Origin of the sequence: Burkholderia sp. WTPI3, assembly GCF_021483755.1 — a bacterium.
In the GTDB taxonomy this organism is placed as follows: Bacteria; Pseudomonadota; Gammaproteobacteria; order Burkholderiales; family Burkholderiaceae; genus Burkholderia.
In genome coordinates this window covers 224135-247482 of the sequence record NZ_JAGIXF010000001.1, presented here as the reverse complement: position 1 = coordinate 247482, position 23348 = coordinate 224135, and the positions used below count along the sequence as shown (strand labels likewise).

The 23348-nt window shown below is 66.2% G+C and carries 22 protein-coding genes; 7 read left to right on the top strand and 15 right to left on the bottom strand.

Annotated features, from left to right (window positions below; translation table 11 throughout):
* Window positions 1–39: 39 nt before the first annotated feature.
* Window positions 40–1134, bottom strand: a complete 1095-nt coding sequence (locus J7024_RS01155; RefSeq protein WP_124830468.1) for a polyamine ABC transporter substrate-binding protein — start codon at window positions 1132–1134, stop codon at window positions 40–42.
* 347 nt (window positions 1135–1481) lie between these two features.
* Between J7024_RS01155 and J7024_RS01150 the strand changes: the two genes are divergently transcribed.
* Window positions 1482–1685: a DUF1289 domain-containing protein gene (locus J7024_RS01150; protein ID WP_124830469.1), complete on the top strand. Its 204-nt coding sequence runs from the start codon at window positions 1482–1484 to the stop codon at window positions 1683–1685.
* Between the two features lie 75 nt (window positions 1686–1760).
* Here J7024_RS01150 and J7024_RS01145 read toward each other — a convergent pair whose 3' ends face one another.
* From J7024_RS01145 to J7024_RS01135, 3 genes are all read right to left on the bottom strand, one after another.
* Entirely contained in the window at window positions 1761–2405 is a 645-nt protein-coding gene (locus J7024_RS01145) for an OmpW/AlkL family protein (protein ID WP_124830470.1), read from the bottom strand.
* 63 nt (window positions 2406–2468) lie between these two features.
* Window positions 2469–3659, bottom strand: a complete 1191-nt coding sequence (locus J7024_RS01140) for an NAD(P)H-dependent flavin oxidoreductase (protein WP_124830471.1) — start codon at window positions 3657–3659, stop codon at window positions 2469–2471.
* A 129-nt stretch (window positions 3660–3788) separates the two neighbouring features.
* The gene (locus tag J7024_RS01135) at window positions 3789–5225 is read right to left on the bottom strand and encodes an aldehyde dehydrogenase family protein (protein WP_124830472.1); all 1437 of its coding nucleotides are present in this window, start codon (window positions 5223–5225) and stop codon (window positions 3789–3791) included.
* 257 nt (window positions 5226–5482) lie between these two features.
* On the opposite strand from J7024_RS01135, the gene J7024_RS01130 reads away from it, so the two are divergent.
* Window positions 5483–5848 carry a hypothetical protein gene (locus J7024_RS01130; RefSeq protein ID WP_096505175.1) on the top strand — a complete coding sequence of 122 codons (366 nt, stop codon included), beginning with the start codon at window positions 5483–5485 and terminating at the stop codon, window positions 5846–5848.
* 20 nt (window positions 5849–5868) lie between these two features.
* Here the strand turns inward: J7024_RS01130 and J7024_RS01125 are convergent, their stop codons facing one another.
* Window positions 5869–6333 (bottom strand): Lrp/AsnC family transcriptional regulator, encoded by a 465-nt coding sequence (locus J7024_RS01125; protein ID WP_124830473.1) that lies wholly within the window; start codon window positions 6331–6333, stop codon window positions 5869–5871.
* 133 nt (window positions 6334–6466) lie between these two features.
* Between J7024_RS01125 and J7024_RS01120 the strand changes: the two genes are divergently transcribed.
* Entirely contained in the window at window positions 6467–7513 is a 1047-nt protein-coding gene (locus J7024_RS01120) for a zinc-dependent alcohol dehydrogenase family protein (protein ID WP_124830474.1), read from the top strand.
* A 112-nt stretch (window positions 7514–7625) separates the two neighbouring features.
* Here the strand turns inward: J7024_RS01120 and J7024_RS01115 are convergent, their stop codons facing one another.
* The 3 genes from J7024_RS01115 to J7024_RS01105 all read right to left on the bottom strand — a co-directional run bounded on the left by J7024_RS01115 (window position 7626) and on the right by J7024_RS01105 (window position 12641).
* A complete protein-coding gene (locus J7024_RS01115) occupies window positions 7626–8105 on the bottom strand; it encodes a DUF2501 domain-containing protein (protein ID WP_234744725.1) in 480 nt (159 codons plus the stop codon).
* 335 nt (window positions 8106–8440) lie between these two features.
* The gene (locus J7024_RS01110; RefSeq protein WP_124830476.1) at window positions 8441–10033 is read right to left on the bottom strand and encodes an ABC-F family ATPase; all 1593 of its coding nucleotides are present in this window, start codon (window positions 10031–10033) and stop codon (window positions 8441–8443) included.
* 334 nt (window positions 10034–10367) lie between these two features.
* Window positions 10368–12641 carry an AsmA family protein gene (locus J7024_RS01105; protein ID WP_124830477.1) on the bottom strand — a complete coding sequence of 758 codons (2274 nt, stop codon included), beginning with the start codon at window positions 12639–12641 and terminating at the stop codon, window positions 10368–10370.
* A 151-nt stretch (window positions 12642–12792) separates the two neighbouring features.
* Between J7024_RS01105 and J7024_RS01100 the strand changes: the two genes are divergently transcribed.
* Together J7024_RS01100 and J7024_RS01095 are read left to right on the top strand one after the other, a co-directional pair.
* Window positions 12793–13494, top strand: coding sequence for an ABC transporter ATP-binding protein (locus J7024_RS01100; protein WP_124830478.1), 702 nt, complete (start codon window positions 12793–12795; stop codon window positions 13492–13494).
* Window positions 13491–14294, top strand: a complete 804-nt coding sequence (locus J7024_RS01095; protein WP_124830479.1) for an ABC transporter permease — start codon at window positions 13491–13493, stop codon at window positions 14292–14294. The genes J7024_RS01100 and J7024_RS01095 overlap by 4 nt, the downstream gene beginning before the upstream one ends.
* A 27-nt stretch (window positions 14295–14321) precedes the next feature.
* Here the strand turns inward: J7024_RS01095 and J7024_RS01090 are convergent, their stop codons facing one another.
* The 3 genes from J7024_RS01090 to J7024_RS01080 form a co-directional block, all read right to left on the bottom strand.
* Window positions 14322–14795 (bottom strand): PliI family lysozyme inhibitor of I-type lysozyme, encoded by a 474-nt coding sequence (locus tag J7024_RS01090; RefSeq protein ID WP_175760646.1) that lies wholly within the window; start codon window positions 14793–14795, stop codon window positions 14322–14324.
* Between the two features lie 207 nt (window positions 14796–15002).
* Window positions 15003–15554 carry a DUF6013 family protein gene (locus J7024_RS01085; RefSeq protein WP_124830481.1) on the bottom strand — a complete coding sequence of 184 codons (552 nt, stop codon included), beginning with the start codon at window positions 15552–15554 and terminating at the stop codon, window positions 15003–15005.
* Window positions 15555–15726: 172 nt separating this feature from the next.
* Entirely contained in the window at window positions 15727–16743 is a 1017-nt protein-coding gene (locus J7024_RS01080) for a zinc-binding alcohol dehydrogenase family protein (RefSeq protein ID WP_124830482.1), read from the bottom strand.
* A gap of 130 nt (window positions 16744–16873) precedes the next feature.
* Between J7024_RS01080 and J7024_RS01075 the strand changes: the two genes are divergently transcribed.
* Window positions 16874–17815, top strand: coding sequence for a LysR family transcriptional regulator (locus J7024_RS01075; protein WP_124830483.1), 942 nt, complete (start codon window positions 16874–16876; stop codon window positions 17813–17815).
* A gap of 205 nt (window positions 17816–18020) precedes the next feature.
* Window positions 18021–18866, top strand: coding sequence for a phosphoserine phosphatase SerB (gene serB / locus J7024_RS01070; protein ID WP_124830484.1), 846 nt, complete (start codon window positions 18021–18023; stop codon window positions 18864–18866).
* Between the two features lie 72 nt (window positions 18867–18938).
* On the opposite strand, the gene J7024_RS01065 is transcribed toward serB, so the two are convergent.
* From J7024_RS01065 to rimO, 4 genes are all read right to left on the bottom strand, one after another.
* The gene (locus tag J7024_RS01065; RefSeq protein WP_124830485.1) at window positions 18939–20123 is read right to left on the bottom strand and encodes a cystathionine beta-lyase; all 1185 of its coding nucleotides are present in this window, start codon (window positions 20121–20123) and stop codon (window positions 18939–18941) included.
* Window positions 20124–20245: 122 nt separating this feature from the next.
* A complete protein-coding gene (locus tag J7024_RS01060) occupies window positions 20246–20788 on the bottom strand; it encodes a hypothetical protein (protein WP_124830486.1) in 543 nt (180 codons plus the stop codon).
* 180 nt (window positions 20789–20968) lie between these two features.
* Window positions 20969–21895, bottom strand: a complete 927-nt coding sequence (locus J7024_RS01055; protein WP_124830487.1) for a sugar kinase — start codon at window positions 21893–21895, stop codon at window positions 20969–20971.
* A 3-nt stretch (window positions 21896–21898) separates the two neighbouring features.
* Window positions 21899–23260, bottom strand: a complete 1362-nt coding sequence (rimO, locus tag J7024_RS01050; RefSeq protein WP_121862176.1) for a 30S ribosomal protein S12 methylthiotransferase RimO — start codon at window positions 23258–23260, stop codon at window positions 21899–21901.
* Window positions 23261–23348 lie beyond the last annotated feature (88 nt).

The window sequence follows — 23348 nt, the reverse complement described above, 5'->3', positions numbered from 1 at the left end:
CCCAGGGGCTTCATGACTGCCGGCTCGCTTCGGCTCGCTTCAGCGGCCCGATTTCAGCTCGGTCCACAGACGCGTCTGCAGACGCTGGATTTCCGGCGGCAGCGGCTTGAGCAGGAACAGCGTCTTCACGACGTCGGCCGGCGGGTAGACCGCCGGGTCGTTCGCGACGTCAGGGCGCACGTACTTGCGGGCCTCGGCGTTCGCGCTCGGGTAGTACACGGCGTTCGTGATCGCCGCGTGCACCTTCGGATCCTCGATGTAGTTGATCCACTGCAGCGCGGCATCCTTGTCCTTCGCGTCCTTCGGGATCGCCATCACGTCGAACCAGACCGGCGCGCCGCCCTTCGGAATGTAGTACTCGATCTTGTACGGCTTCTTCGCTTCCATCGCGCGATGCTTCGCGATCACGACGTCGCCCGACCAGCCGAACGCGAAGCAGATGTCGCCGCCGACCAGATCGTTGATGTAGCCCGACGAGTTGAATTGCGTGATGTACGGGCGGATCTTCTTCAGCACTTCCATCGCGGCCTTGTAGTCGGCCGGGTTCGTGCTCATCGGATCCTTGCCGATGTAGTGCAGCGCCGCTGCGAACATCTGGTCGGGCGCGTCGAGCACCGACACGCCGCAGGTCTTCAGCTTCGACAGGTTTTCCGGCTTGAACAGGATGTCCCAGTTGTCGAGCGGCACCTTGCCGAGTGCCTGCTGCGCCTTCGTCAGGTTGTATGCGAGGCCGGTCGTGCCGTACGCCCAGGGCACCGAGAACTTGTTGCCCGGGTCGGCGCCGGCGACGAGCGCCATCAGTTGCGGATCGAGGTACTTGAGGTTCGGCAGCTTCGACTTGTCGAGCGGCGCGAAGATGCCGGCTGCGATCTGCTTGCCCGCATAGTTGCTGGTCGGCACGACGATGTCGTAGCCCGAGCTGCCCGTCAGCAGCTTCGCCTGCAGCGTGTCGTCGCTGTCGTAGTTGTCGTAGCGAACCTTGATGCCGGTCTGCTTCTCGAAGTTCGGGATCGTGTCCTTCGCAATGTAGTCCGACCAGTTATAGACATTGAGCTGCGTATCCTTCGCCGCCGCCGCCGATGCACCCACGCACAGCGCAAGCGCTGCGAACCGGCCCACTACCTTTGCTTTCATCCCGTTCTCCCTCCGGCCGGACAGTTGCCCGGCTGCCGTCTGCCTCGTCATGGCGGCGCATCCCGGTGCTCCGCCCCTCGAAAACCCCGAAAACTACCATCATTCACGCGCCGTCACAAAAAAATCATGCCGGTGTCGCGCAAACGGAACAGATTCCCGCTGCGAGCCGCTCCGGGCGGGCCGCACGGCGGGGTGTTCCGGGGGAATTCTATCGGGTAATCGGCGGCTGTCCATCAGGAAAAGAAAGCGCCGGCGAAACGGCATCCGCACGGCGAGCACGCGCGCCGGCCAACCGGCGCCGATGCATTAAAATGATGCCCTGACGATTCATGGCACGAACCCTTCCGATGACCTCCAATCTCCACGACCTGCCCGACAGCCCCTGCATCGGCGTGTGCTCCACCCTCTTCGACGAAGTCTGCAAGGGCTGCGGCCGCACGGCCGCCGAAGTCTCGAACTGGGTGTTCCTGAGCGACGACGAAAAGCACGCGGTGTGGGAACGCATCAAGCGCGAAGGCACCGCGATGCGCTTTCAGTACGACAAGCTGTAAAACAGTCGCACAAAAAAAGAGCGGCATGCCGACCGCCATGCCGCCAACCCCAACTCTGTTCTTTTCCGCACGCGTCTAGAACTTCATCCCGACGCCCACGCCGACGATCAGCGGATCGATGTGCAGCGTGCCGATGCCCTTGTCGCCGAGCGTCGCATCGGTGCTCATCCAGATCTTCTTCACGTCGACGTTCATGAACACCTTCTTCGTCACCTGCACGTCGACGCCGAACTGCAGCGCCGGACCGAAGCTGCTCTTGTTGATCGACACGCCCTCCCCGCCGACGTTGAGTCCGTTGTTGTAGAAGTACGTGTAGTTCAGGCCCGCACCGACGTACGGACGCACCTTGCCGGCATGGTTGAAGTGGTACTGCAGCAAGAGCGTCGGCGGCAGCACGCCCACGCCGCCGAGATTGCCGAGGCTCGACGTCATCTGATGCCGCGACGTGCCGAGGATCAGTTCCACGCCGAGGTAGTCGCGGATCATGTAGGTGAAGTCGAGCTCCGGCACGATCGCGTTGTTCACGCCGGTGTTGATCGCACCGAGCGTGTCGCTCGCGCGCTCGTCCGGCTGGATGCTGATCGCGCGCAGCCGGACCAGTACGTCGCCCTGGTTGATGCCGTCGCCCGGCGACGCCGCGTGCGACAGCGAAGGCATCGCGACGAGGGCTGCCGCAACGGCAGCAGCAGCGGTGACTCGGATTCGAATTGCTTTGTGCATGGAACGCCCCCTAAGAATTGATTCCATTTTCCCAGTGGGGTCTTTTCGCCGTCTTGATATCCGTCAAGCCAGCGTAAACATCGGACGGTTTGTCGCAGGCTCGGACGCACGGCCGGTCAGCAGCAGGTCGAGCAGGTCGCGCACGCTGCGGATCGCGTTGCCGAACGGCAGCGCTTCGCGGCCACGGAAGAACAGGCCGTTCGCGACGTCGCCGCGCAGTGCGGCCGCCAGCCGCGTGTCGATGCAGAAGTGGCCGAATTTCTCGATGCCGTCGCGCAGCCCGCACACGCTCAGGCATTCGAGCGCGGTCGGGCAGCGCTGCCGGAACGCGCCGAGCTTGTTGCGAATACGCGTTTCGTTGCGCAGGTAGCGATCGAGCCACGGCGTCTTCACCGCGCGTGCGGGCAGTCCCGTCACGCTGACGAATTCGACGATGTCGTCGGCGCATGCGTCGGCCAGCACGCGCTTGAAGTTCGGATGCGCGTCGCCTTCTTCGGTCACCGCGAACGGCGTTCCGACCTGCACGCCGTTCGCACCGGCTTCGAGCGCCGCGCGCACCGCGTCGTGACTGTTGATCCCGCCCGCAACGATCAGCGGGATCGTGTCGCGTGCGAGGCCGAGCGACGCCATGACGTGTGCGGTCTCGTCGAGCACGCGTGCGAAATCGAAACGCGCATCGTGCATGTCGTCGATGTGCGTAACGCCGAGATGGCCGCCCGCATGGGCCGGATGCTCGATCACGATCGCATCGGGCAGTCGCCCCTTCTTCATCCATTTCTTCAGCACCAGCGCGATCCCGCGGCTGTCCGACAGGATCGGGATCAACGCAATGTCATGGCCTTGCGTGAGGTCCGGCAAGTCCAGCGGCAACCCGGCGCCCATCACGATCGCGTCGGCGCCCTCTTCGCACGCGACGCGCACGTAGTCCGCATGCGCGCTCACCGCCTTCATCACGTTGACCGCAATCATTCCGCGCCCTTCGGCGTAGGTCTTCGCGAGGCGAATCTCGCGCGCGAGCGCCTCGAGGTTCGCGGCCTCCAGCGTCGCGCGGTCGGAATTCGCGCGACAGCGCGCGAGCAGGTCCGCATGGTGGTGACGCAGGTCGATGCTCGCGATCGTGCCGAGCGCGCCTTCGCGCGCGACGCTGCCCGCGAGACGGTGCGCGGAGATGCCGACGCCCATGCCGCCCTGCACGACGGGCAGCAAGGTGCGGCCGCGAATCGTCAGCGGCGGGAAGGAAGTGCGTGCGGTCATCGGGAACCTCGTCGAAACATCGAAAATCGAAAACGCGATGATCGACGATCCACCGGCGCGCACCTTGACGGCCGTCAATAAAAAAACGGCACGCGAGCGTGCCGTTGCCGGTCGTGCGAGGTGAAACGCTCAGCCCTGAGGCGTTTGCTTGCGCTGCATCGACTTGTACTCGAGATACTCTTCAAGCCCGTACACACCGTTCTCGCGGCCGTAACCCGACTGCTTGTAGCCGCCGAACGGCGCGGCGCCGTTCCACGTACCGCCGTTGATGTCGACCTGACCCGTGCGGATGCGGCGCGCCACGCGCATCGCGCGCTCGTCGCTGCCGGCCCACACCGCGCCGCCGAGCCCGTACGGCGAATCGTTCGCGATCCGCACGGCTTCGTCTTCGTCGCGGTACGTGATGATCGACAGCACCGGCCCGAAGATCTCTTCCTGCGCGATCGCCGATTTCGGATCGACGCGGCCGAACACGGTCGGCTTCACGAAGAAGCCTTTCGCAAGCCCTTCCGGCAGACCTGTGCCGCCCGTCACCAGTTCTGCGCCGTCGTCGATACCGCGCTGGATGTACGCCTGCACGCGCTGCTGCTGCACGGCCGATGCGAGTGCGCCGAGACGCGTCGTTTCCTGGCGCGGGTCGCCCGCGACGTACGCTTCGGCCGCCGCCTTCGCGAGCGCGCGCGCGTCGTCGTAGCGCGCTTCGGGCACCAGCATCCGCGTATGCGCCGAACAGGTCTGGCCGGCATTCAGGTAGCACGCGTTGACCGTGCCCTTCACCGCCGTCGCGAAATCGGCATCGTCGAGGATCACCGACGCCGACTTGCCGCCGAGTTCGAGCGCGACGCGCTTGACGCCCGCGGCCGCCAGCTCGGCCACGCGCTTGCCGGCGCGCGTGGATCCCGTAAACGACACCATGTCGACGTCCGGATCGGTGGCCAGCACCTCGCCGACGACCGGCCCGTAGCCGCACACGAGGTTGAACACGCCCGGGGGCAGGCCCGCTTCGTGAATCGCCTCGGCGAGCATGAATGCATTGAGCGGCGCGACTTCCGACGGCTTCAGGACCACCGTGCAGCCGGCCGCGAGCGCCGGCGCGACCTTCAGCGTGACCTGGTTGAGCGGATAGTTCCACGGCGTGATCGCCGCGACGACGCCGACCGGCTCGCGCACCACCAGCGAGTTGCCGACCGTCGCCTCGAATTCGAACGATTCCGCGAGCTTCGCGTACGCCTTCCAGTTATGGATCGGACCGCCGACCTGGATCGCGCGCGACAACTTGATCGGCATCCCGACTTCGCCGGTGATCGACTGCGCGAGTTCCTCGCTGCGCGCCTGCAGGCGCTCGACGATCTTGCGCAGATAGCCCGCACGCGTCGCGGCCGGCGTTGCGGCCCACGAATCGAAGGCCGCGCGCGCGGCGCGGATCGCGTCCTGCGCATCGGACGCGACGCCCTCCGGAATCCGGCCGATCACGGCCTCGGTGCCCGAGTCGATCACGTCGATCGCGCCCGTTCCGGCCGGCTTGCGCCATGCGCCGTCGATGTAAAACTGATCGTAGATTTTCATCGTTTCCTGTCTCCCGGAAAACGGCCATTCTAGCGAGAGTGGCGCGCCGCCGCGATGACGTCGAACGACACCGAAAGGTCCGGCACACAGGCTGCACGGATGCAGGCACGACTCCCGACGGCCTGCCCGTTCCCGCCGTTGCGGCATTCGCGCCACGCCGACGCGCCATATGGCCCGCATCGTGCTATGTTTTTAGTATCGGCGCCGGCTGTTGCAAACCGCACCATCCGGACTCGATGCCTTTCGTGAGCGCTGCCATGACCGACGCATCCCACAACCTCGGCTCGCAAGACCGCCTGGAGCTGCTGTGCTGGCTCACCTGCGGCAATCTCGGCGCGTTTTACCTCAACGAATCCTGGCCCGACGCGTCGTTCCAGGTCCAGGCCGCGCACCGCTGGCTCGACCGCCATCACCGGCAGTCCGACTGGCTCGCCATCGCGAAGCTGGCCGCGCTCGCGCAGGACATCGCCAAGCGCCACGCCGGCTTCGTCGACGCATCGTGGGCGCGCGACGCGGTCGAGGAAATCGTCGATACCGACGACCTCGACTACCGGGCCAAACTCGTGCAGTGGGTGTACGAAGACTGTTGCAAGGCGCTCGCCGACAAGCGGCTTGCCGACTGAGCGCGCGCCGGCGCGCGCCGTCACTCGATCGGCAACCGCTGCGTCGACTTCAACTGCCGCAGCGACAGGTTCGAGCGGATGCTCAATACGCCCGGCAGCTTACGCAACACCTTCTCGACGAAGTGACTGTAGTCGTCGAGATCGGCTGCCACGACCTGCAGCAGGAAATCCGCTTCGCCGGTCGTGTTGTCGCACGCAAGCACGTTGGGGCTGGCCTGGATCAGGCGCTCGAACTCGGCCGTCACCGCCTCGCTGTGCTGCGTGCACACGATCTGCACGAACGCCATCACGCCGAGCCCCAGCTTTCTGCGGTCGAGCCGCGCGTGATAGCCCGCGATCAACCCCGCTTCTTCCAGCCGCCGCAGCCGGCGCCAGCAGGACGTCTCGCTCAGCGAAAACGCTTCGGCCAGTCGCGCGTTCGACACGCGTCCGTCCTGCTGGAGCATGTCGAGCATGCCACGATCGATCCTGTCCAGTTGCTCCATGAAAGCTCCTTGCGGCAATCCCGCGATGGTCGCAAGACTATCTCGGAAATGACCGTTTCTCAATGGCGAATCGAAAGATAAATCCGCCATAGCCGGGCTATATTGAAAGAGTCATTCTATTCAGGAGGAAATAGTGAAAGCAGTCGTCTATGAAGCATTCGGCGCCGCACCGCGGTTGATGAACGTAGACGATCCGACGCCGGCACCCGACGGCGTCGTGATCGAGGTGAAGGCGACCGGCGTGTGCCGCAGCGACTGGCACGGCTGGATGGGGCACGATCCGGACATCGTGCTGCCGCATGTGCCGGGGCACGAACTCGCAGGCGTCGTGGTCGCGACCGGTGCGGCGGTCACGCGCTGGAAGACCGGCGATCGTGTCACGGTGCCGTTCGTCGGCGGCTGCGGCCACTGCCCGGAGTGCCACTCGGGCAACCAGCAGGTATGCGAGCAGCAGTTTCAGCCCGGCTTCACGCACTGGGGCTCGTTCGCCCAATATGTCGGCATCCATCACGCGGATCTGAATCTGGTGCGACTGCCCGATGCACTCGATTTCCCCACCGCGGCCAGCCTCGGATGCCGCTTCGTGACGTCGTTTCGCGCGGTTGTCGACCAGGGACGCACGTCGGCCGGCCAGTGGGTCGCCGTGCACGGCTGCGGGGGCGTGGGTTTGTCGGCGATCATGATCGCGCATGCGATCGGCGCGAACGTCGTCGCGATCGACATTTCGGACCGGGCGCTCGCGCTGGCGCGATCGGTCGGCGCCGCGGCGACTGTCAATGCGTCACAAGTCGCCGACGTTGTCGATGCGGTAAAGGAGATCACGCGCGGCGGCGCACACGTGTCGCTCGATGCGCTTGGCCATCCGACTACCTGCTTCAACTCGATCAGCAATCTGCGCCGCCGCGGCAAGCATGTGCAGGTCGGGCTGATGCTCGGCGAGCATGCGACGCCGGCCGTGCCGATGAGCAAAGTCATCGCGCACGAGCTCGAGATTCTCGGCAGCCACGGAATGCAGGCGCATCGCTACGACGCGATGCTCGATATGGTGCATGCCGGCACGCTCGCGCCGAGCCGCCTGATCGGCAAGGAAATCAGTCTCGGACAGTCGATCGACGCGCTGATGAACATGAACCGGTTCGAAGGCGCCGGCGTGACGGTCGTGACGGACTTTTCGGGTTGACGCGGCCGGACGTGACCGCCGGCGATGGCGACCGCCCGCTTCTGCCGCCACACCGGCCTTTTCCGCCGTTCGCGCACGAACCGGACGTGCGCGAACGGTATGCGACGCCGGCTTACAGCAGCGACTTCCCTTGCGCGAGCACCTTGTCGCAAATCTGCTTGGTGACTTGTTGCTTCAGGCCGCCGCCGCTCAGGTCGACCTTGCTGCCGTTGCCCGCGTCGAGGATCCCGCTCGCGCCGCTCGTATAGCCGCTGTCGGACGACGCGTTGCCGCCGAGCTTGCTCATCAGCGCGTCCTTCACCGACGATGCGCCGCCGGACGCGCCGCCCAGATAGTTGTTCTGGATGCAGAACTGCAGCAGGCCCGCGACGTTGCTGGTGCTGCCCGACATCAGCGACGACGCGCCGCCGCCCCCCGTGAGCGCGCCGCCGAGGCCGCCCAGGTTGCCCAGTGCACCGCCCGCGCTGCCGCCCGAGTCACCGCCGCCGACCTGCTTCAGCACATCGCCAAGCTGCGCATGGGCGACCGAAAACGGCGCGAGCAATCCGATCAGCGCACCGGCCACGGTCGCGCGGTATAGACGTGTATTCATGTGAAGCCTCCCTGTCGTGACTGCGTGGGTACCGCGATTCGCACTCAAGGATACTCAATCGATCGGTCGAACACAGCCTCGGCGCCGGCGCAAAACGTCAGGCATCGTGATATTGCAGCGGATTTGACAATGCTTGACGGGGAATGCGGTGCGCTTCTTCTGCGAATGGACGGGCACGCGGCTGCGCCAGGTCGGTGCCAGTTCAGGCCCGTTGAGTATGGAGCCGGTTCAATGACGACGAGCGAGCAGTCCGGATAGCCGGATATGGAAAAGCCCGCCGGGTTTCCACCTGGCGGGCTTGCGGTACATCAGTGTCGGGCATGACGCCCGGGCAATTACTCCTGCCCCTGGCTCGTCAGGAACTCTTCGTAATTCCCGCCGAAGTCGAACAGCGTACCGTCCGTGCGCACTTCGATGATCCGGTTCGCCAGCCCGCTCACGAATTCGCGGTCGTGGGATACGAAGATCAGCGTGCCCTCGAACTGCTCGAGCGCGATCTGCAGCGACTCGATCGACTCCATGTCCATGTGGTTGGTCGGCTCGTCCATCAGCAGCACGTTGTGGCGGCCGAGCATCAGCTTGCCCCAGATCATGCGGCCCTTCTCGCCGCCCGACAGCACCTTCACCGACTTCTTGATGTCGTCCGACGAGAACAGCAGGCGGCCCAGCGTGCCGCGCACCATCGTTTCGTCGTCGCCATCCTTGCGGTACTGGTCGATCCAGTCCATCAGCGTGATGTCGTTCGGGAATTCCTCGTACGTGTCCTGCGGCATGTAGCCGACATTCGCGTTCTCGGACCACTTCACCGTGCCGTGATCGAGCTCGAGCGCGCCGAGCAGCGAACGCAGCAGCGTCGTCTTGCCCGCGCCGTTCTCGCCGATGATCGCGATGCGCTCGCCCGGCTGCACCGACAGGTTGAAGTTCTGGAAGATCGTGCGTTCGTACTTTTTCGTGATGTCTTCGGCGACCACCGCTACGTTATGCAGCTTCTTCTCGAACTCGAAGCGGATGAACGGATTCTGACGCGACGACGGCTTGAATTCCTCGATCTTGATCTTGTCGATCTGCTTCGCGCGGCTGGTTGCCTGGCGAGCCTTCGACTTGTTCGCCGAGAAACGGCGCACGAAGTCCTGCAACTCGGCCACGCGCTCCTTCGCACGTGCGTTCGCCGCAGCCTGGCGCTCGCGCGCCTGTGCCGATGCGAGCATGTAGTCGTCGTAGTTGCCCGGCCAGACCTTCAGCGTGCCGAAGTCCATGTCGGCCATATGCGTGCACACCGAGTTCAGGAAGTGACGATCGTGCGAGATGATGATCATCGTCGAGTTGTACTCGTTGAGCGTGTGCTCGAGCCAACGGATCGAGTTGATGTCCAGGTTGTTGGTCGGTTCGTCGAGCAACAGCACGTCCGGCTTCGAGAACAGCGCCTGGGCGAGCAGCACGCGCAGCTTCCAGCCCGGCGCGACGTCTGCCATCGTGCCGTTGTGGAACTTCTCCTCGATGCCGATGCCGAGCAGCAGCGCGCCCGCGCGCGCCTCGGCGTCATAGCCGCCGTATTCCGCAAACTTGCCTTCGAGTTCGGCTGCGTGCATGTAGTCGTCGTCAGTGGCTTCCGGGTTCGCGTAAATCGCGTCGCGCTCGGTCATCGCGGCCCACATTTCAGTGTGGCCCATCATTACGACGTCGAGCACGCGCACGTCTTCATACGCGAACTGGTCCTGGCGCAGCTTGCCCAGGCGCACGTTCGGCTCGAGCGCGACGTTGCCGCCGCTCGGCTCGAGGTCGCCGCCGAGGATCTTCATGAAGGTCGACTTGCCACAGCCGTTCGCGCCGATCAGACCATAGCGGTTGCCCTCGCCGAATTTGACCGAGATATTCTCGAACAAGGGCTTCGGCCCGAATTGCATCGTGATGTTGGCAGTAGAAAGCACGGCAGGTCCCGTAAGAGAGAAATCGACGGAAAACCGTGTATTTTAGCAGGTGTCGGAGAAACTGCCGACCGCACCGCTACGACAGCCGGTGACGAGGTGTTTCCGCGCGGCCCGGCACCCCGTGAATACGGCGGGACGCGGGCCTTTCGACGGTCGCTGGCGGCGGTCACGCTCGCCCCTCAGCCCGACTGTGAATTGCGGGCAGTCGCCTCGGCGCTCGGAAGGCCATATCGCGCAACCAGACCCCTTTAATCTCGATGACGACGGCGCGCTGACCTCTGAAATGGACGCGCGCCGGCAACCGACATCAGCAGCCGGCCGGCGCCCTCGCCCCTCACTTCCCGGCCTTCGCCGCCTGCTTCTGCGCGGCCTTCTCCTTCATCTGCCCGAACAACTGCGAGCACGGCACATCCTTGTTGTTGCTCGGCGCGATCAGCGGAATCAGTGCTGCGAACGGGTTGATCAGGCCGAGGCCGATCATCGCGCCGGCACGCAGCGCGAGCGCGCCCGCGTCGACGCCGACGTTCGGATTCTTGAACGTGCCCTTCGCGTACAGCGGCGAGCGCAGCGAGAAGATCCGGAAACCCTTCGTATGCGGGTGGATCTTCAGATCGAGCGATTCGTCGCGCAGGCTGATCGGCCCGTCGACGTTGATCAGCGCGTCGTCGGTGTCGAGCGCGAATACTTTCGGATCGAGAATGCCGTTGGTCGCGGTGAAATCGATCGCCGCGCAATTGATGTTCACGTCGCGGTTGCCGAACAGCTTCTCGTAGACGACGTTCGCGACGTTCAGCCCCGCCGCCTCCATCAGCAGGCGGCTGATGCGGCCGTCCGTAACGAGCGCCTTCACCTCGCCATTCGAGGTCGCGGCGAGCGCGGCCGGCGAGTTGCCGGTGGCCGACAGCGACGCGTCGCCGTTGATCTCGCCGAGCGCAGACTGCATCACCTTCTGCGTCGGGAACAGTTGCTTGAGCTTCAGGTGCCGTGCAGCCACCGTGAAACGGCCCTTCAGCGGCGTGCCGCTGCCGTCGAGATGCGCGGTCGTCGCGAGGGTGCCGCCCGCGACGCCGAACTGCAGCGGCTCGAGCGACAGCACGCCGTCCTGCAGCACGATGTGCGTGTACAGGTTCGTGATCGGCAGGTTCGCGCTCTTGATCAGCTTGCGGCCGGTGAACTTCACGTCCGCGTCGAGCGCGCGCCAGCGGTCGGTACGGAACGTCTCGACCGGCAGCACGCGCCCCGGCGGCTGGCGCGTCGTGTCGCCGCGCTTGGCCTTGCTCGCGGCGGTGTCCGCGCCGATCACCGGCGCGAGATCGGAGAACTGCAGCAGGTTCGATACGAGCTCGCCCGACAGCTTCGGCCGCGGTTCGCCCTGTGCGTAGGCGAGCGTGCCGCCAAGATCGCTGCCGCCGACGCGGCCGTTGAAGTTCTCGTAGCGGAACGTGCTCGCGTGCGGCTTGAAGTTGCCGATCAGGCGCCCTTCGGTCGCATACGGCGGCGTATCGGGCAGCGTGATGCCGGTAAGCTGGTACAGGTGCGACATCGACGTGCCCTGCAGCCACAGTCGCAGGTCGATCGCCGCGAGATGCATCGGATCGGTCAGCGTGCCGACGATCGCGAGCCGCGTATCGCCGGCCTTCACATCGGCCTGCAACGGGAACGGTTGCGTCGCGTTCTCGATCGCGAGCACGCCGCCCAGCTTGCCGGTGCCGTTGATCGGCACGTTCTTGTAGCGGCCGTCGACCTTGAGCCCGAACGCATACGTCGGCCCGGACGGCGCTGCAGCGGCAGCACCACTGGCGCCGCTTGCACCGGAGGCCGATGCGACCGTCGATACGGAGGAACCCGAACCAGTCGCGGCAGCCGAAGCGGCATCCGACGACGACGCACTCGCGGCCTCCGCCGCCGACGCGCTCGACGCGGCCTGGGCATTCGCCTTCGCGCTCAGTTGCGCGGCACCGCGCTTGCCGACACGCTGGGCCGATGCCGCACGCGAAGTCTGCTCCTGCTCCTTTAGCACGTCGCCAAGCGGAATCGGCTGGCCGAGCGTATCGATCGCAACCGTGAGATCGGCCTTGGTGATCGCATCGCGATACGCGACGGTCCCTTTCGCGAAACCGAAGCTGTCGAGCCGCACCTTCCACGGCGATGGCTGCGACGATTGCTGGAACTGGAAGGTCCACGTATTGCGACCGTCGGCGAGCCGTTCGAGGTCGACCGCGGGATTGACGATGTCGATCGACGGAATGACGATCTCGTGGGCGAACAGCGGCAGGATTGCCAGGTCGAAATGCGCGGCGTCGAGCGTGACGAACTTCGGCGCCTTCGCCCAATCGGGATTGCCGATCTCGAGCTGCGTGGCCGAGAAGCTCGGCCAGGGCACCCACGCGCGCCAGCCGCTCTCGCCCGACGGGCGACGCCAGCCGACCTTGATGTCGCCGTTGATCGCGAATGGACGGCCGAGTGCAGCCGTCACCCGTTCGTTAATCCACGGCTTCGCGCGGTTCCAGTCGAACGTGAAGAGAAAGATGCCGGCTGCAGCAATGACGATTGCGACAATTCCGACGATCCATGCAGCCGATTTACCGATGGCTCGGGTTAGCGTCATGGCGGGTCCGTTGTTGTTCTGCCGGGTTTTGCGCCATGTCGGGCCGCTTGCGTGAATGAACGGCGCACGACACCGGCGGCTTTTCAATCGGTATTATGACGCACGCTGCGGACACACTTCGGCGCCATTAACGCTTTTTTTCACTTTTGACATGACAGCCCCGACCGGTCTCATCGATGCGCGGCACATCACGCGCCGCGACACCAGCAGCGGCAGGACGCTGCTCGCCCCGACCGACTTCAGTCTCGCGGCGGGATCGCGAATTGCTATCACGGGGCCGTCGGGATCGGGCAAGAGCGTGCTGCTGCGCGCGCTCGCGTTGCTCGATCCGCTCGATGGCGGACACATTCTGTGGCGCGGTGAGCGGATCCGGCGCAGCGCGATTCCGCGCTACCGGCGCAGCGTCGCGTACGTGCGTCAGCGCCCCGCGCAAATGGACGGCACCGTCGAAGCGCAATTGCGCTACCCGTATTCGCTCGCGATCTATCGCGACGTCGCGTTCGATCGCGCGCGCGTCGAATCGCTCGCCGTGCGTGCCGGCCGCGGCGCCGACTTCCTCGACAAGCGCGCAAGCGAACTGTCGGGCGGCGAAGCGCAGATCGCCGCGCTGCTGCGCGTGCTGCAACTCGATCCCGACGTGCTGCTGCTGGACGAACCGACGTCGGCGCTCGATCCCGATTCGACGCGCGCGATCGAGGCGCTCGTCGGCGCGTGGTTCGATGCGGCGCCCGATGCACGCGCATACATGTGGATCTCGCACGATCCGGCACAGGCCGCACGCATCGCCGCGACACGGCTCATGATGCAGGCCGGCGTGCTGCACGCCACGGACCCGAAGGAGGCCACGCAATGAGCCCGGCACTGCAGGATCTCAGTCTCGTCGACGTCGGCATCGCCGCCGCACTCGTCGCGGTCAACGGCACACTCTCGGCCGCACTGTCGCTCGGGCTCGGCCGCAAGCTCGCACTCGCGGCCGTGCGAACCGTCGTGCAGTTGCTCGCCATCGGCTACGTGCTCGGCTGGGTGTTCGGCCATCCGCACTGGACCGTCGTGCTGCCGCTCACGGCATTGATGACGCTGATCGCCGGCTTCGCAGGCGCCGGGCGCGGCAAGCACACGTATCGCGGGCAGCGCGCCGACAGCATCGTGTCGATCTGGTTCAGCAGCTGGTTCGTGGCGGCGATCGGCCTGTTCGTCGTGATCCGCATTCATCCGTGGTACGCGCCGCAATATGCGATCCCGATCCTCGGGATGATCCTCGGCAATACGCTCACGGGCGTGTCGCTCGGCGTCGAGCGGATGATGGAGGAATTGACCGCACGGCGCGACCGCGTCGAGACCGTGCTCGCGCTCGGCGCGACGCGCTGGGAGGCCGCACAGGACGCGGCACGCCAGGCCGTGCGTGCCGGCATGCTGCCGACGCTCAACCAGATGGCCGTCGTCGGCGTCGTAAGCCTGCCGGGGATGATGACGGGCCAGGTGCTGGCGGGCCAGTCGCCGCTGCAGGCCGTGCGCTACCAGATCGTGATCATGTTCCTGATCGCCGCGGCATCCGCGCTCGGCACGGTCGGTGCGGTCCTGATGACATATCGCCGGCTGTTCTCGGCCGATCATCGCTTTCTCGCATCGCGGCTCGAAGAACGCGCGCATTGACACGCGCGGTCTTCGCGCGGTGGGCGCTCAGTGCGCCGCGCGGCGCTTGCCGATGGCCTGTCGCAGCGCGGCCGTGACGTCCGCATCGGGCGCGAGTCCGTCGACCGACGCAACGAGCCGCACCGCGCGCGGCGTCGTCACATAGGCCTGCGCGCTCACGTAGCCGCCGCTGCCGGCCGAGCGCGTCGTGACGACGAGCGCTTGCGGCGCGCGCACCCCGAGATCGGCCGTGAACGCGTCGGCGACCGTACCATCGCGCGCATGCAGCACACCGGTTACGTAGTCGTCGATATCGAAGCCCGGTGCGGCATGCGCGGTCGAATACACGCGCACCGCATAGCTGCCGGCCGAGCATGGTTCGAGTGCACCGCTCGATACGACGGCCGTCTGCTGGCGCGACGGCAGCTCGACTTTTTTCACGAAGCTGCAATCGTCGGCCGCCTGTGCATGTGCGGCGACGAACGCAACAGCCGACAGCAGTACGCGCATGCGATGTTTCATCGGGACGACGTTCGGGAAAGATGAAGGATGCCGACGAGAATAGCGTGGCATCCGCATGACGTCACGTGAATCACATGAAAGGCGCGACGAAGGCAGCGACGACGCGCGACACGAAATGCTCGCGCGCCGCCACGCCGAGATCGCGCGAATCCGGATGCCGATTTTGGTTGCGCGCGCACCGGACGATTCACCGGCCGCGCACACGGCTCAGTGCTTGATCGACACCGTCACCTTCGTGCCGTCGCTCATCGTGACGGACTTCGAACCGCCATTGGTCGGAATCGATATCCACTTGACCTGGCTCACCGATATGGCGTCCGGGCACTGCAGCGACTTGCCGCCGACGCTCACGTTGCGCGTGCCTTTCGGCGCAGCGGCCTGGAAGCTCATCTGCACGTTCGCGATGCCCTTCGCGTCGACCGACGGCGCGAGCCGGATCTGGGTCTGGCGGACCATCGCGCCATTCTCGTCGCGCGGCAGATTGTCGGCGTTCGGGCAGCCGTTCGGCATCGCGACCGCGCCGCTCGGCGGCACCGACTTCCAGTTGAAGTCGTCCGTTTCGCCCGAGCGGATCTTGCGCGTCTCCTGCGTGTTGCCGAAGGTCTTCGAATCGACCTTGACGGTGTATTCGAGCTGCCCTGTCCCTCCGCCCTTCAGGCTGCCCTTGACCGGCGGCGCCGCGAATACGCTCGCGCTGACGCACGCCGCCGCGAATACGGCCGACCACGATACGGCGACCGACAAGCTGCGTTGGCTCATGCTGACCTCCTTGTAATGCGGCGGCACGCGCGCGCCGCGCGGTTTTCGATGCATGACGCGTTGTCAGTCTACCGCCAAGCGGCAGGCAATGCGCCGCAAACGCATCGGGTGTTACCCCGCTTGCGTTCGCGACGCGGCATCCCGTACCCGTGATGCCCGGCCCCGGAGCCGCTCAGAAGCCGCTCAGCACGAGCTTGCCGATCGCGCGCCCGGCTTCGAGCAACTGGTGCGCATGCCGCACGTTCGCTGCGTTGATCGTGCCGAGCTGAGCGCCGAGCGTCGTGCGCAGCGTCCCGCCGTCGACGAGCCGGGCCACCTCGCTCAGGATCCGATGCTGCTCGATCATGTCCGGCGTCTCGAACATCGCGCGCGTGAACATGAACTCCCAGTGAAACGCTGCACTCTTCGCCTTCAGTTGTTCGACCGGAACCGGCTTCTCGTTCTCGACGATCGTGCAAATGCCGCCCTGCGGCCGGATGACTTCCGCGGCGGCAGGGAAATGGCGATCCGTGTCGTTGAAGATCAGCACGTAGTCGACGTTCGGGCGGCCGATTTCGCGCAGTTGGGCCGGCAGGTCGCCGAAATGATCGACCACGTCGTCCGCACCGAGCGAGCGCACCCATTCGGCCGACGCTGGCCGCGATGCCGTCGCGATCACGTGCAACTTGCCGAGCGTCTTCGCGAGCTGGATCGCGATCGAGCCCACCCCGCCCGCGCCGCCGATGATCAGCACCGACTTGCCGGCGTCCGCGCCCTGCGGCGACACGCGCAACCGGTCGAACAACGCCTCCCAGGCAGTCAGCGCGGTAAGCGGCAACGCGGCAGCGGCAGCGAAATCGAGCGTGCGCGGCTTGAGTGCGGCGATGCGCTCGTCGACCGCGTGAAATTCGCTGTTCGCTCCGGGCCGCGTGATGCTGCCCGCATAGAACACCGCGTCGCCCGGCCGGAACAGCGTGACCTCGGCGCCGACCGCGACGACCGTGCCGGCCGCATCCCAGCCGAGCACGCGCGGCATTTCCTCGACCTGCGGCTTCGGCGCGCGCACCTTGGTGTCCACCGGGTTCACGGAAATCGCCTCGACCTTCACCAGCAGGTCGCGCGGGCCCGGCACCGGTTGCGGCACCTCCACGTCGAGCAGCGCCTGCGGGTCGTCGATCGGCAGGTAACGGGTCAGTCCAACGGCTTTCATCACGACACTCCTTCAGGGTTCACGGAAATCGGTCGGGCCGCAAAGCAGCCCCATGGATCCCATCGTAGGCCGCCCGATCATTTCAGAAAACCGCTATATTTCCTGAAACATTTTCAGGAATTTCCGAATAATGAGATCCGATCCGGTGCCCGCCTCCGACAAGCCGCTCGACCTGCTCGATGTCGGCCTGTTCGTGCGCGCCGCATTGCTCGCGAACGTGACCGCGGCCGGGCGCGAGTTCGGCGTATCGGCCGCCGTCGCGAGCGCGCGCATTGCACAACTGGAGCGCCAGCTCGGCGCGCGGCTGCTGCACCGCACCACGCGCCGCATCAGCCTCACGCAGGATGGCGAAGTCTTCATGGCGCGCGCCGAAGCGCTGCTGTCGGCCGCCGACGCCGCGCGCGCGTCGGTCGGGCACGGCCGCAGCGAGCCGTATGGGCGGCTGAAGGTGTCGATGTCGTCGTCGTTCGGCCGCCAGCACGTCGCGCCGGTAATTCCTGCGTTCTTGCGCCGCTACCCGTCCGTGTCGCTCGACCTGCGGCTGTCCGACGAGATCGTCGACCTCGTCGACGACGGCTACGACGTCGCGATCCGCCTCGGCGCGCTGAAGGATTCGACGCTCGTCGCGCGCAAGCTCGCGGCGAACCGGCGCGTGCTGTGCTGCTCGCCCGCGTATCTCGCCGAACGCGGCGCGCCGCGCCATCCGGCCGACCTCACGCAGCACGAATGCGTGATCCTCGGCGATCAGCGCGACTGGTCGTTCGCGACGCCGCAAGGCCCGCTCACCGTGCGGGTCGGCGGCCGGCTCGTCGCGAGCAACGGCGAGGCGATCCGCGAAGCGCTCGTCGACGGCTTCGGCATTGCGATCAAGTCGACCTGGGATGTCGGTCCGCTGCTCGCGAGCGGCGCGCTCGTCACCGTGCTCGACGACTATCCGTTCGCGAACGACATCGCGATCTGGGCCGTCTATCCGAGCCGCGCGCACGTGCCGCTGAAGACGCTCGCCTTCATCTCGTTTCTCGCCGATCACTTCGGCGATCCGCCTTACTGGGATCGCGCGGGCGAACGGTAAGCGCCCGCGCCCGGCAAATCCCACGGGGAGCGGCTTCCGGCGCCACTCACGGCCGCATCCGCCAGCGATCCGATCGCGACTGGATACCAACCGGCTACAATGGCGCGTTCGCGACGCCGCGGCCCGCAGCCGAACGGGGCCCCGCGCTCGCAGGTGGCCGCACGCCGGCCACGCACGCGTTTCATTCGCTTCCAATCATTCCGTCATGACCCAGAACCTCGTCATCCAGAGTCTCGCGCCGCTGTCGGACGCGCATCACAAACCGCTGCTCGCGCTGTCGCGCGGCACCCGCATCGTGCAGACCGACGATCACGCGCTGCGCATCGAAAACGCACATCCGGCGCAGCGCCTCGACATCGACGCGTACTGCGGCACGCATGCACTCGACTTCGGCTTCGTCGACGCCGGCCGCGCGCTCGGCGACTTCGGGCTCGTCGTGATGGACATGGATTCGACGCTGATCACGATCGAATGCATCGACGAGATCGCCGACTTCTGCGGGCTGAAGACGCAAGTCGCCGAAATCACCGAAGCATCGATGCGCGGCGAGATCCGCGACTTCAACGAAAGCCTGACGCGCCGCGTCGCGCTGCTCGCCGGCCTCGACGCGCAGGCGCTCGAACGCGTGTACGAGGAACGGCTGCAACTGTCACCGGGTGCCGAGACGATGCTCGCCGGCGTAAAGGCCGCGGGCCTGAAGACCCTGCTCGTGTCGGGCGGCTTCACGTTCTTCACCGAGCGTCTGAAGGCACGCCTCGGCCTCGACTACGCGCACGCGAACACGCTCGAGATCGTCGACGGCAAGCTGACCGGCAAGGTGCTCGGCGAGATCGTCAACGCGGACGTGAAGGCGCGCATGCTGCGCGATACGTGCGCGTCGCTCGGCATCGCGCCAAGCCGCGCGATCGCGATGGGCGACGGGTCGAACGATCTGAAGATGATGGCCGAAGCCGGGCTGTCGGTCGCCTTCCACGCGAAGCCGGTCGTGCGCGATGCGGCCACCGTCGCGTTCGACCACGTCGGTCTCGACGGGCTGCTGCGGCTGTTCTGATCCGCGCGAGCCGCCAATGCGAAACGCCGGCGCGACGTTGCATCGCGCCGGCGTTTCGTTTTTCTGCCGCGATTATCGGTCGAGCGTGGCCTGCAGCGCGCGTTCGATGTCCGCGCGCAGGTCGGATTCGTCCTCGAGACCGACGTAGAAGCGCACCAGCGTGCCGCGATGCGGCCAGTCCGCGCGCATCGACGCGACGTCGTACGGCATCGCGAGACTGCATGCGCCGCCCCAGCTCCAACCGATCGCGAACAGCTCGAGCGCCTCGACGAAACGGTCGATCTGCTCGGCACTGTAGCGTTCGTCGAACACCACCGAGAATAGCCCGCCCGCGCCCGTGAAGTCGCGCACGAACGCTTCATGCCCCGGGCAGTCCGGCAGTTGCGGATGCAGCACGGCCGCAATTTCCGGCCGTGCCTTCAGCCACTGCGCGAGCGCGAGCGCGCTCTTGCTGTGCGCGTCGAAACGCACCTGCATGCTCGGCAGGCTGCGCATCACGAGCGAGCAGTCGTCAACCGACACACCGATCCCGCAGCGCATCCGCGCGAGTTTCAGTTGCCCATGCAGTTCCGCGTTCGCGGTGATCGTCGAGCCCATCAGCACGTCGCTGCCGCCCGACTGATACTTGGTCAGCGCCTGCACCGAGATGTCGACGCCGTGCTCGAACGGTTTGAACGCGAGCCCGGCCGAATACGTATTGTCGATCGCGGTGACGATGCCGCGCGCCTGTGCGACCGCCGTAATCGCGCGCACGTCGGGCACTTCCATCGTCACGGAGCCTGGCGCCTCGATCCAGATCAGCCGCGTGTTCGGCCGGATCAGGTCGGCGATACCCGCACCCACGAGCGGATCGTAGAAACGCGCGGTAATGCCGAAGTCCTTCGCGAGCCAGTTGCCGAAATCGGCATTCGGTCCGTAGATGTTGTGCGGGATCAGCACATCGTCGCCCGCCTTCACGATCCCGAAATAGACGTTCATGATCGCCGCGAGACCCGACGGCTGCAGCAGCGCGTGCGTGCCGCCTTCGATCTCGGCCAGCCGCTGCGCGAGCGCGAGCGACGTCGGGGTCGCATGCAGCCCGTAGCGCCACTGGTTGTCGTTGTGCCAGACCAGCGCGCGCATCGTCGCGAGATCGGGGAACACGACCGTCGACGCGCGCGCAACCGGCGGCACGAACGAGCGGAAGCCTTCCGGGATGACGTCGTCGGGTTGAACGATGCGGGTTTGCAGTGCGCGCTTCGAAGTGGATGCAGTCATGGCAGAGGGCGGGCACAAGGCCGTTCGGTTGCGGAATATCCTGCTAGGTTAGCCAAAATCGGCGCGCTTGGCCCGGTACAATGCGCGCCGCACGCGCCGAGCCAGCGCGCGCTCGGGCGTTCTCAGTCGTCGGTGCGCAGGTTGACGACGCCGCCGACCGTCTCGATCTCCTGCACGCGACCGTTGCGGACCTGCAGCGCCGCGCGCCTGGCCGGCGTGGGATGCAGCACGACGGGCTGCGGATCCGATTCGTCGGAATTCATCCGGTCGGCTTTCAGGGCGCCGGTCGAATCGAAGCGGCCGATCCACACGCCCGTGATGTTCGTGCCGTCGTTCGATTCTTCGATCTCGAGTGTATCGCCATCGCGATCGCCCGCGAGCAGGATCACCTCGCCGGTATCCGTGAACTGGTATTCGCCATGCACGCCTTCTTCGTCCGTCTTCGGACCGAGATGCACGACGATCGGCCGATCGCCAAGCGTGCCCTCGTAGCGCGGCAGCCGGGCGAATTCCGGATTCGGCCGCAGCGGCCGAGCAGGCACCGGTTCATCCTGCTGCACACCCGATGCGGCAACCTGCGCCGCGGCCACGCCCGGCATCGCGAAGCCCGCTGCCAGCGCGCCGGCGAGCACGAGCGCTCGCGGCCATTCCGAATATCGACCCACCTTGTATTGCTCCTTGCTTCAGATTCGCTCGCCGACTGCGGCGATCGACCGTGACCGCGCGTCGCCGATACACATCGTCGCGAACGCACAGCGACCGCGGTACGCACCCTGCCCGCCGCCACTTCACGTCGTTCGAATGAACCGATCGTGCGCGGCCGCGACCAGCGTGCGTAACCCGCGTCAGCCCTGCATCAGGCGTTCCACCGCATCGCGGTGCGGAATCGGCGCGACCGCGCCGTAGCCCGTCGTCGACAGCGCCGCCGCCGCGTTCGCATAGTGCGCGGCCGCGAACGGATCGTCGCCCGCGACGATCCGCGCGACGAACGCGCCGCCGAAGCAGTCGCCGGCGCCCGTCGCATCGATGGCTTCCACCGCGAAGCCCGGCACGACGCGTCGCTCGTGCGGCGTCGCGACGTACGCGCCTTCCCTGCCGAGTTTCAGTGCGACGACCTGCGGCCCGTGTTCGAGCATCGCGTCGACGATCGCGTCGCGATCGTTCGCGCCGGTGAGCGCCGTGACGTCGTCCCAGCTCGGCAGACAGATGTCCGTCTGGCGCAGCGCCTCGCGCATCACCGCGCGGGCGCGCGGCAGCGGCCACAGCTTCAGGCGCAGGTTCGTATCGAAGCTGACCTGCGCGCCGTTGCGGCGCGCATGGTCGATCGCGGCGAACGCGGCATCGCACGCGGCCGTGCTGATCGCGAGACTGATGCCGGACAGGTGCACGGCTTTCGCCGCGGCCAGCGCGTCGAGCGGCAGGTCGGCCACCGCATAGCGGCTCGCCGCGGAACCCGCGCGCAGATAGTCGAACTGATGGCCGTCAGCCCCGTGCGTGACGAAATACACGCCGGTCGGCGCCGTGCGGTCGATCCGCACGTACGTCGTGTCGACGCGTTCCGACGCCCACATGTCGGCCAGCAGCCGGCCGAACGGATCGTCGCCGATCGCCGACACGAAGCCTGTCGACGCGCCCTGGCGCGCTGCGGCGATACAGAAGTTCGACGTGTCGCCGCCGAAGCCCTGCAGGAACTCCGGACGACCCGGCTGCGACTGGTTGAATTCGATCATCGCCTCGCCGAGCGCGAGGATCTGCGGAAACACTGCGGTCATCGCTTAAACCTCGCCCCACAGATCATGGCCGTCTGCGCCCGTGATCTTCACCGACACGAAATCGCCGACCTTGTAGCGCTTCGACGCCTTCGTCGCCGGCTCCACATAGACGACGCCGTCGATCTCCGGCGCATCCGCCGCCGTGCGGCCGATCCCGCCTTCCGCGCTGACTTCGTCGATCAGCACCTTGAGCGTCTTGCCGACCTTGCGCTGCATGCGCTGAGCCGACACTTCCTCGGCCACTTCCATGAAGCGCGCGCGACGTTCCTCGCGAACCTCGTCCGGCAGCGCGCCGTCCAGTTCGTTCGCGGTCGCGCCTTCGACCGGCGAATACGCGAAGCAGCCGACGCGGTCGAGGTCCGCCTCGCGGATGAAGTCCAGCAGCGTTTCGAACTGCTCTTCCGTCTCGCCGGGGAAGCCCGCGATGAACGTGCTGCGGATCGTCAGGTCCGGGCAGATCTCGCGCCACTTCTGCACGCGTTCGAGCACCTTCTCGGCGTTCGCCGGGCGCTTCATGCGCTTGAGCACTTCCGGATGCGCGTGCTGGAACGGCACGTCGAGATACGGAAGCACATGGCCCTTGAACGGACCTTCGGCCATCAGCGGAATCACTTCGTCGACGCTCGGATACGGATACACGTAGTGCAGGCGCACCCAGGCACCGTATTGCGCGGCCAGTTCGCCGAGCGCGGCGACCAGGTCGGTCATGCGCGTCTTGATCGGCTTGCCGTTCCAGAAGCCCGTGCGATATTTCACGTCGACGCCGTACGCGCTCGTGTCCTGCGAGATCACGAGCAGTTCCTTCACGCCCGACTTGAACAGGTTCTCGGCCTCGAGCATCACTTCGGCGACCGGACGCGACACGAGGTCGCCGCGCATCGACGGGATGATGCAGAACGTGCAGCGGTGGTTGCAGCCTTCGGAGATCTTCAGGTACGCGTAGTGGCGCGGCGTGAGCTTGATGCCGGCGGGCGGCACCAGGTCGACGAACGGGTCGTGCGGCTTCGGCAGATGCGAATGCACGGCCTGCATCACTTCGCCCACCGCGTGCGGGCCGGTAACGGCGAGCACCTTCGGGTGGACTTCCTCGATGAGGTTCGAGCCGCTGGCGCTCGACTTCGCACCCAGGCAGCCGGTGACGATCACCTTGCCGTTTTCGGTCAGCGCTTCGCCGATCGCGTCGAGACTCTCCTGCACGGCTTCGTCGATGAAGCCGCAGGTGTTGACGACGACGAGGTCGGCGCCGTCGTACGTGCCGGAGATTTCATAACCTTCGGCGCGCAACTGGGTAATGATTTGTTCGGAGTCGACGAGCGCCTTCGGGCACCCGAGGGAAACGAAGCCTACTTTGGGGGACTGGGACATCTGGAATGTGGGGGCGTGGCGGCAAAAGCGTGAGTTTACAGCTATTTATGGGTCAGCGAGGCAAAACCGGCGGTTGGCACGCGGCGGA

Bases quoted from the DNA above. Each gene is read 5' to 3' on its own strand.
- J7024_RS01155 (WP_124830468.1), bottom strand. From the start codon at position 1,134: ATGAAAGCAAAGGTAGTGGGCCGGTTCGCAGCGCTTGCGCTGTGCGTG.
- J7024_RS01150 (WP_124830469.1), top strand. From the start codon at position 1,482: ATGACCTCCAATCTCCACGACCTGCCCGACAGCCCCTGCATCGGCGTG.
- J7024_RS01145 (WP_124830470.1), bottom strand. From the start codon at position 2,405: ATGCACAAAGCAATTCGAATCCGAGTCACCGCTGCTGCTGCCGTTGCG.
- J7024_RS01140 (WP_124830471.1), bottom strand. From the start codon at position 3,659: ATGACCGCACGCACTTCCTTCCCGCCGCTGACGATTCGCGGCCGCACC.
- J7024_RS01135 (WP_124830472.1), bottom strand. From the start codon at position 5,225: ATGAAAATCTACGATCAGTTTTACATCGACGGCGCATGGCGCAAGCCG.
- J7024_RS01130 (WP_096505175.1), top strand. From the start codon at position 5,483: ATGACCGACGCATCCCACAACCTCGGCTCGCAAGACCGCCTGGAGCTG.
- J7024_RS01125 (WP_124830473.1), bottom strand. From the start codon at position 6,333: ATGGAGCAACTGGACAGGATCGATCGTGGCATGCTCGACATGCTCCAG.
- J7024_RS01115 (WP_234744725.1), bottom strand. From the start codon at position 8,105: ATGAATACACGTCTATACCGCGCGACCGTGGCCGGTGCGCTGATCGGA.
- J7024_RS01105 (WP_124830477.1), bottom strand. From the start codon at position 12,641: ATGACGCTAACCCGAGCCATCGGTAAATCGGCTGCATGGATCGTCGGA.
- J7024_RS01100 (WP_124830478.1), top strand. From the start codon at position 12,793: ATGACAGCCCCGACCGGTCTCATCGATGCGCGGCACATCACGCGCCGC.
- J7024_RS01095 (WP_124830479.1), top strand. From the start codon at position 13,491: ATGAGCCCGGCACTGCAGGATCTCAGTCTCGTCGACGTCGGCATCGCC.
- J7024_RS01090 (WP_175760646.1), bottom strand. From the start codon at position 14,795: ATGAAACATCGCATGCGCGTACTGCTGTCGGCTGTTGCGTTCGTCGCC.
- J7024_RS01085 (WP_124830481.1), bottom strand. From the start codon at position 15,554: ATGAGCCAACGCAGCTTGTCGGTCGCCGTATCGTGGTCGGCCGTATTC.
- J7024_RS01080 (WP_124830482.1), bottom strand. From the start codon at position 16,743: ATGAAAGCCGTTGGACTGACCCGTTACCTGCCGATCGACGACCCGCAG.
- J7024_RS01075 (WP_124830483.1), top strand. From the start codon at position 16,874: ATGAGATCCGATCCGGTGCCCGCCTCCGACAAGCCGCTCGACCTGCTC.
- serB (WP_124830484.1), top strand. From the start codon at position 18,021: ATGACCCAGAACCTCGTCATCCAGAGTCTCGCGCCGCTGTCGGACGCG.
- J7024_RS01065 (WP_124830485.1), bottom strand. From the start codon at position 20,123: ATGACTGCATCCACTTCGAAGCGCGCACTGCAAACCCGCATCGTTCAA.
- J7024_RS01055 (WP_124830487.1), bottom strand. From the start codon at position 21,895: ATGACCGCAGTGTTTCCGCAGATCCTCGCGCTCGGCGAGGCGATGATC.
- rimO (WP_121862176.1), bottom strand. From the start codon at position 23,260: ATGTCCCAGTCCCCCAAAGTAGGCTTCGTTTCCCTCGGGTGCCCGAAG.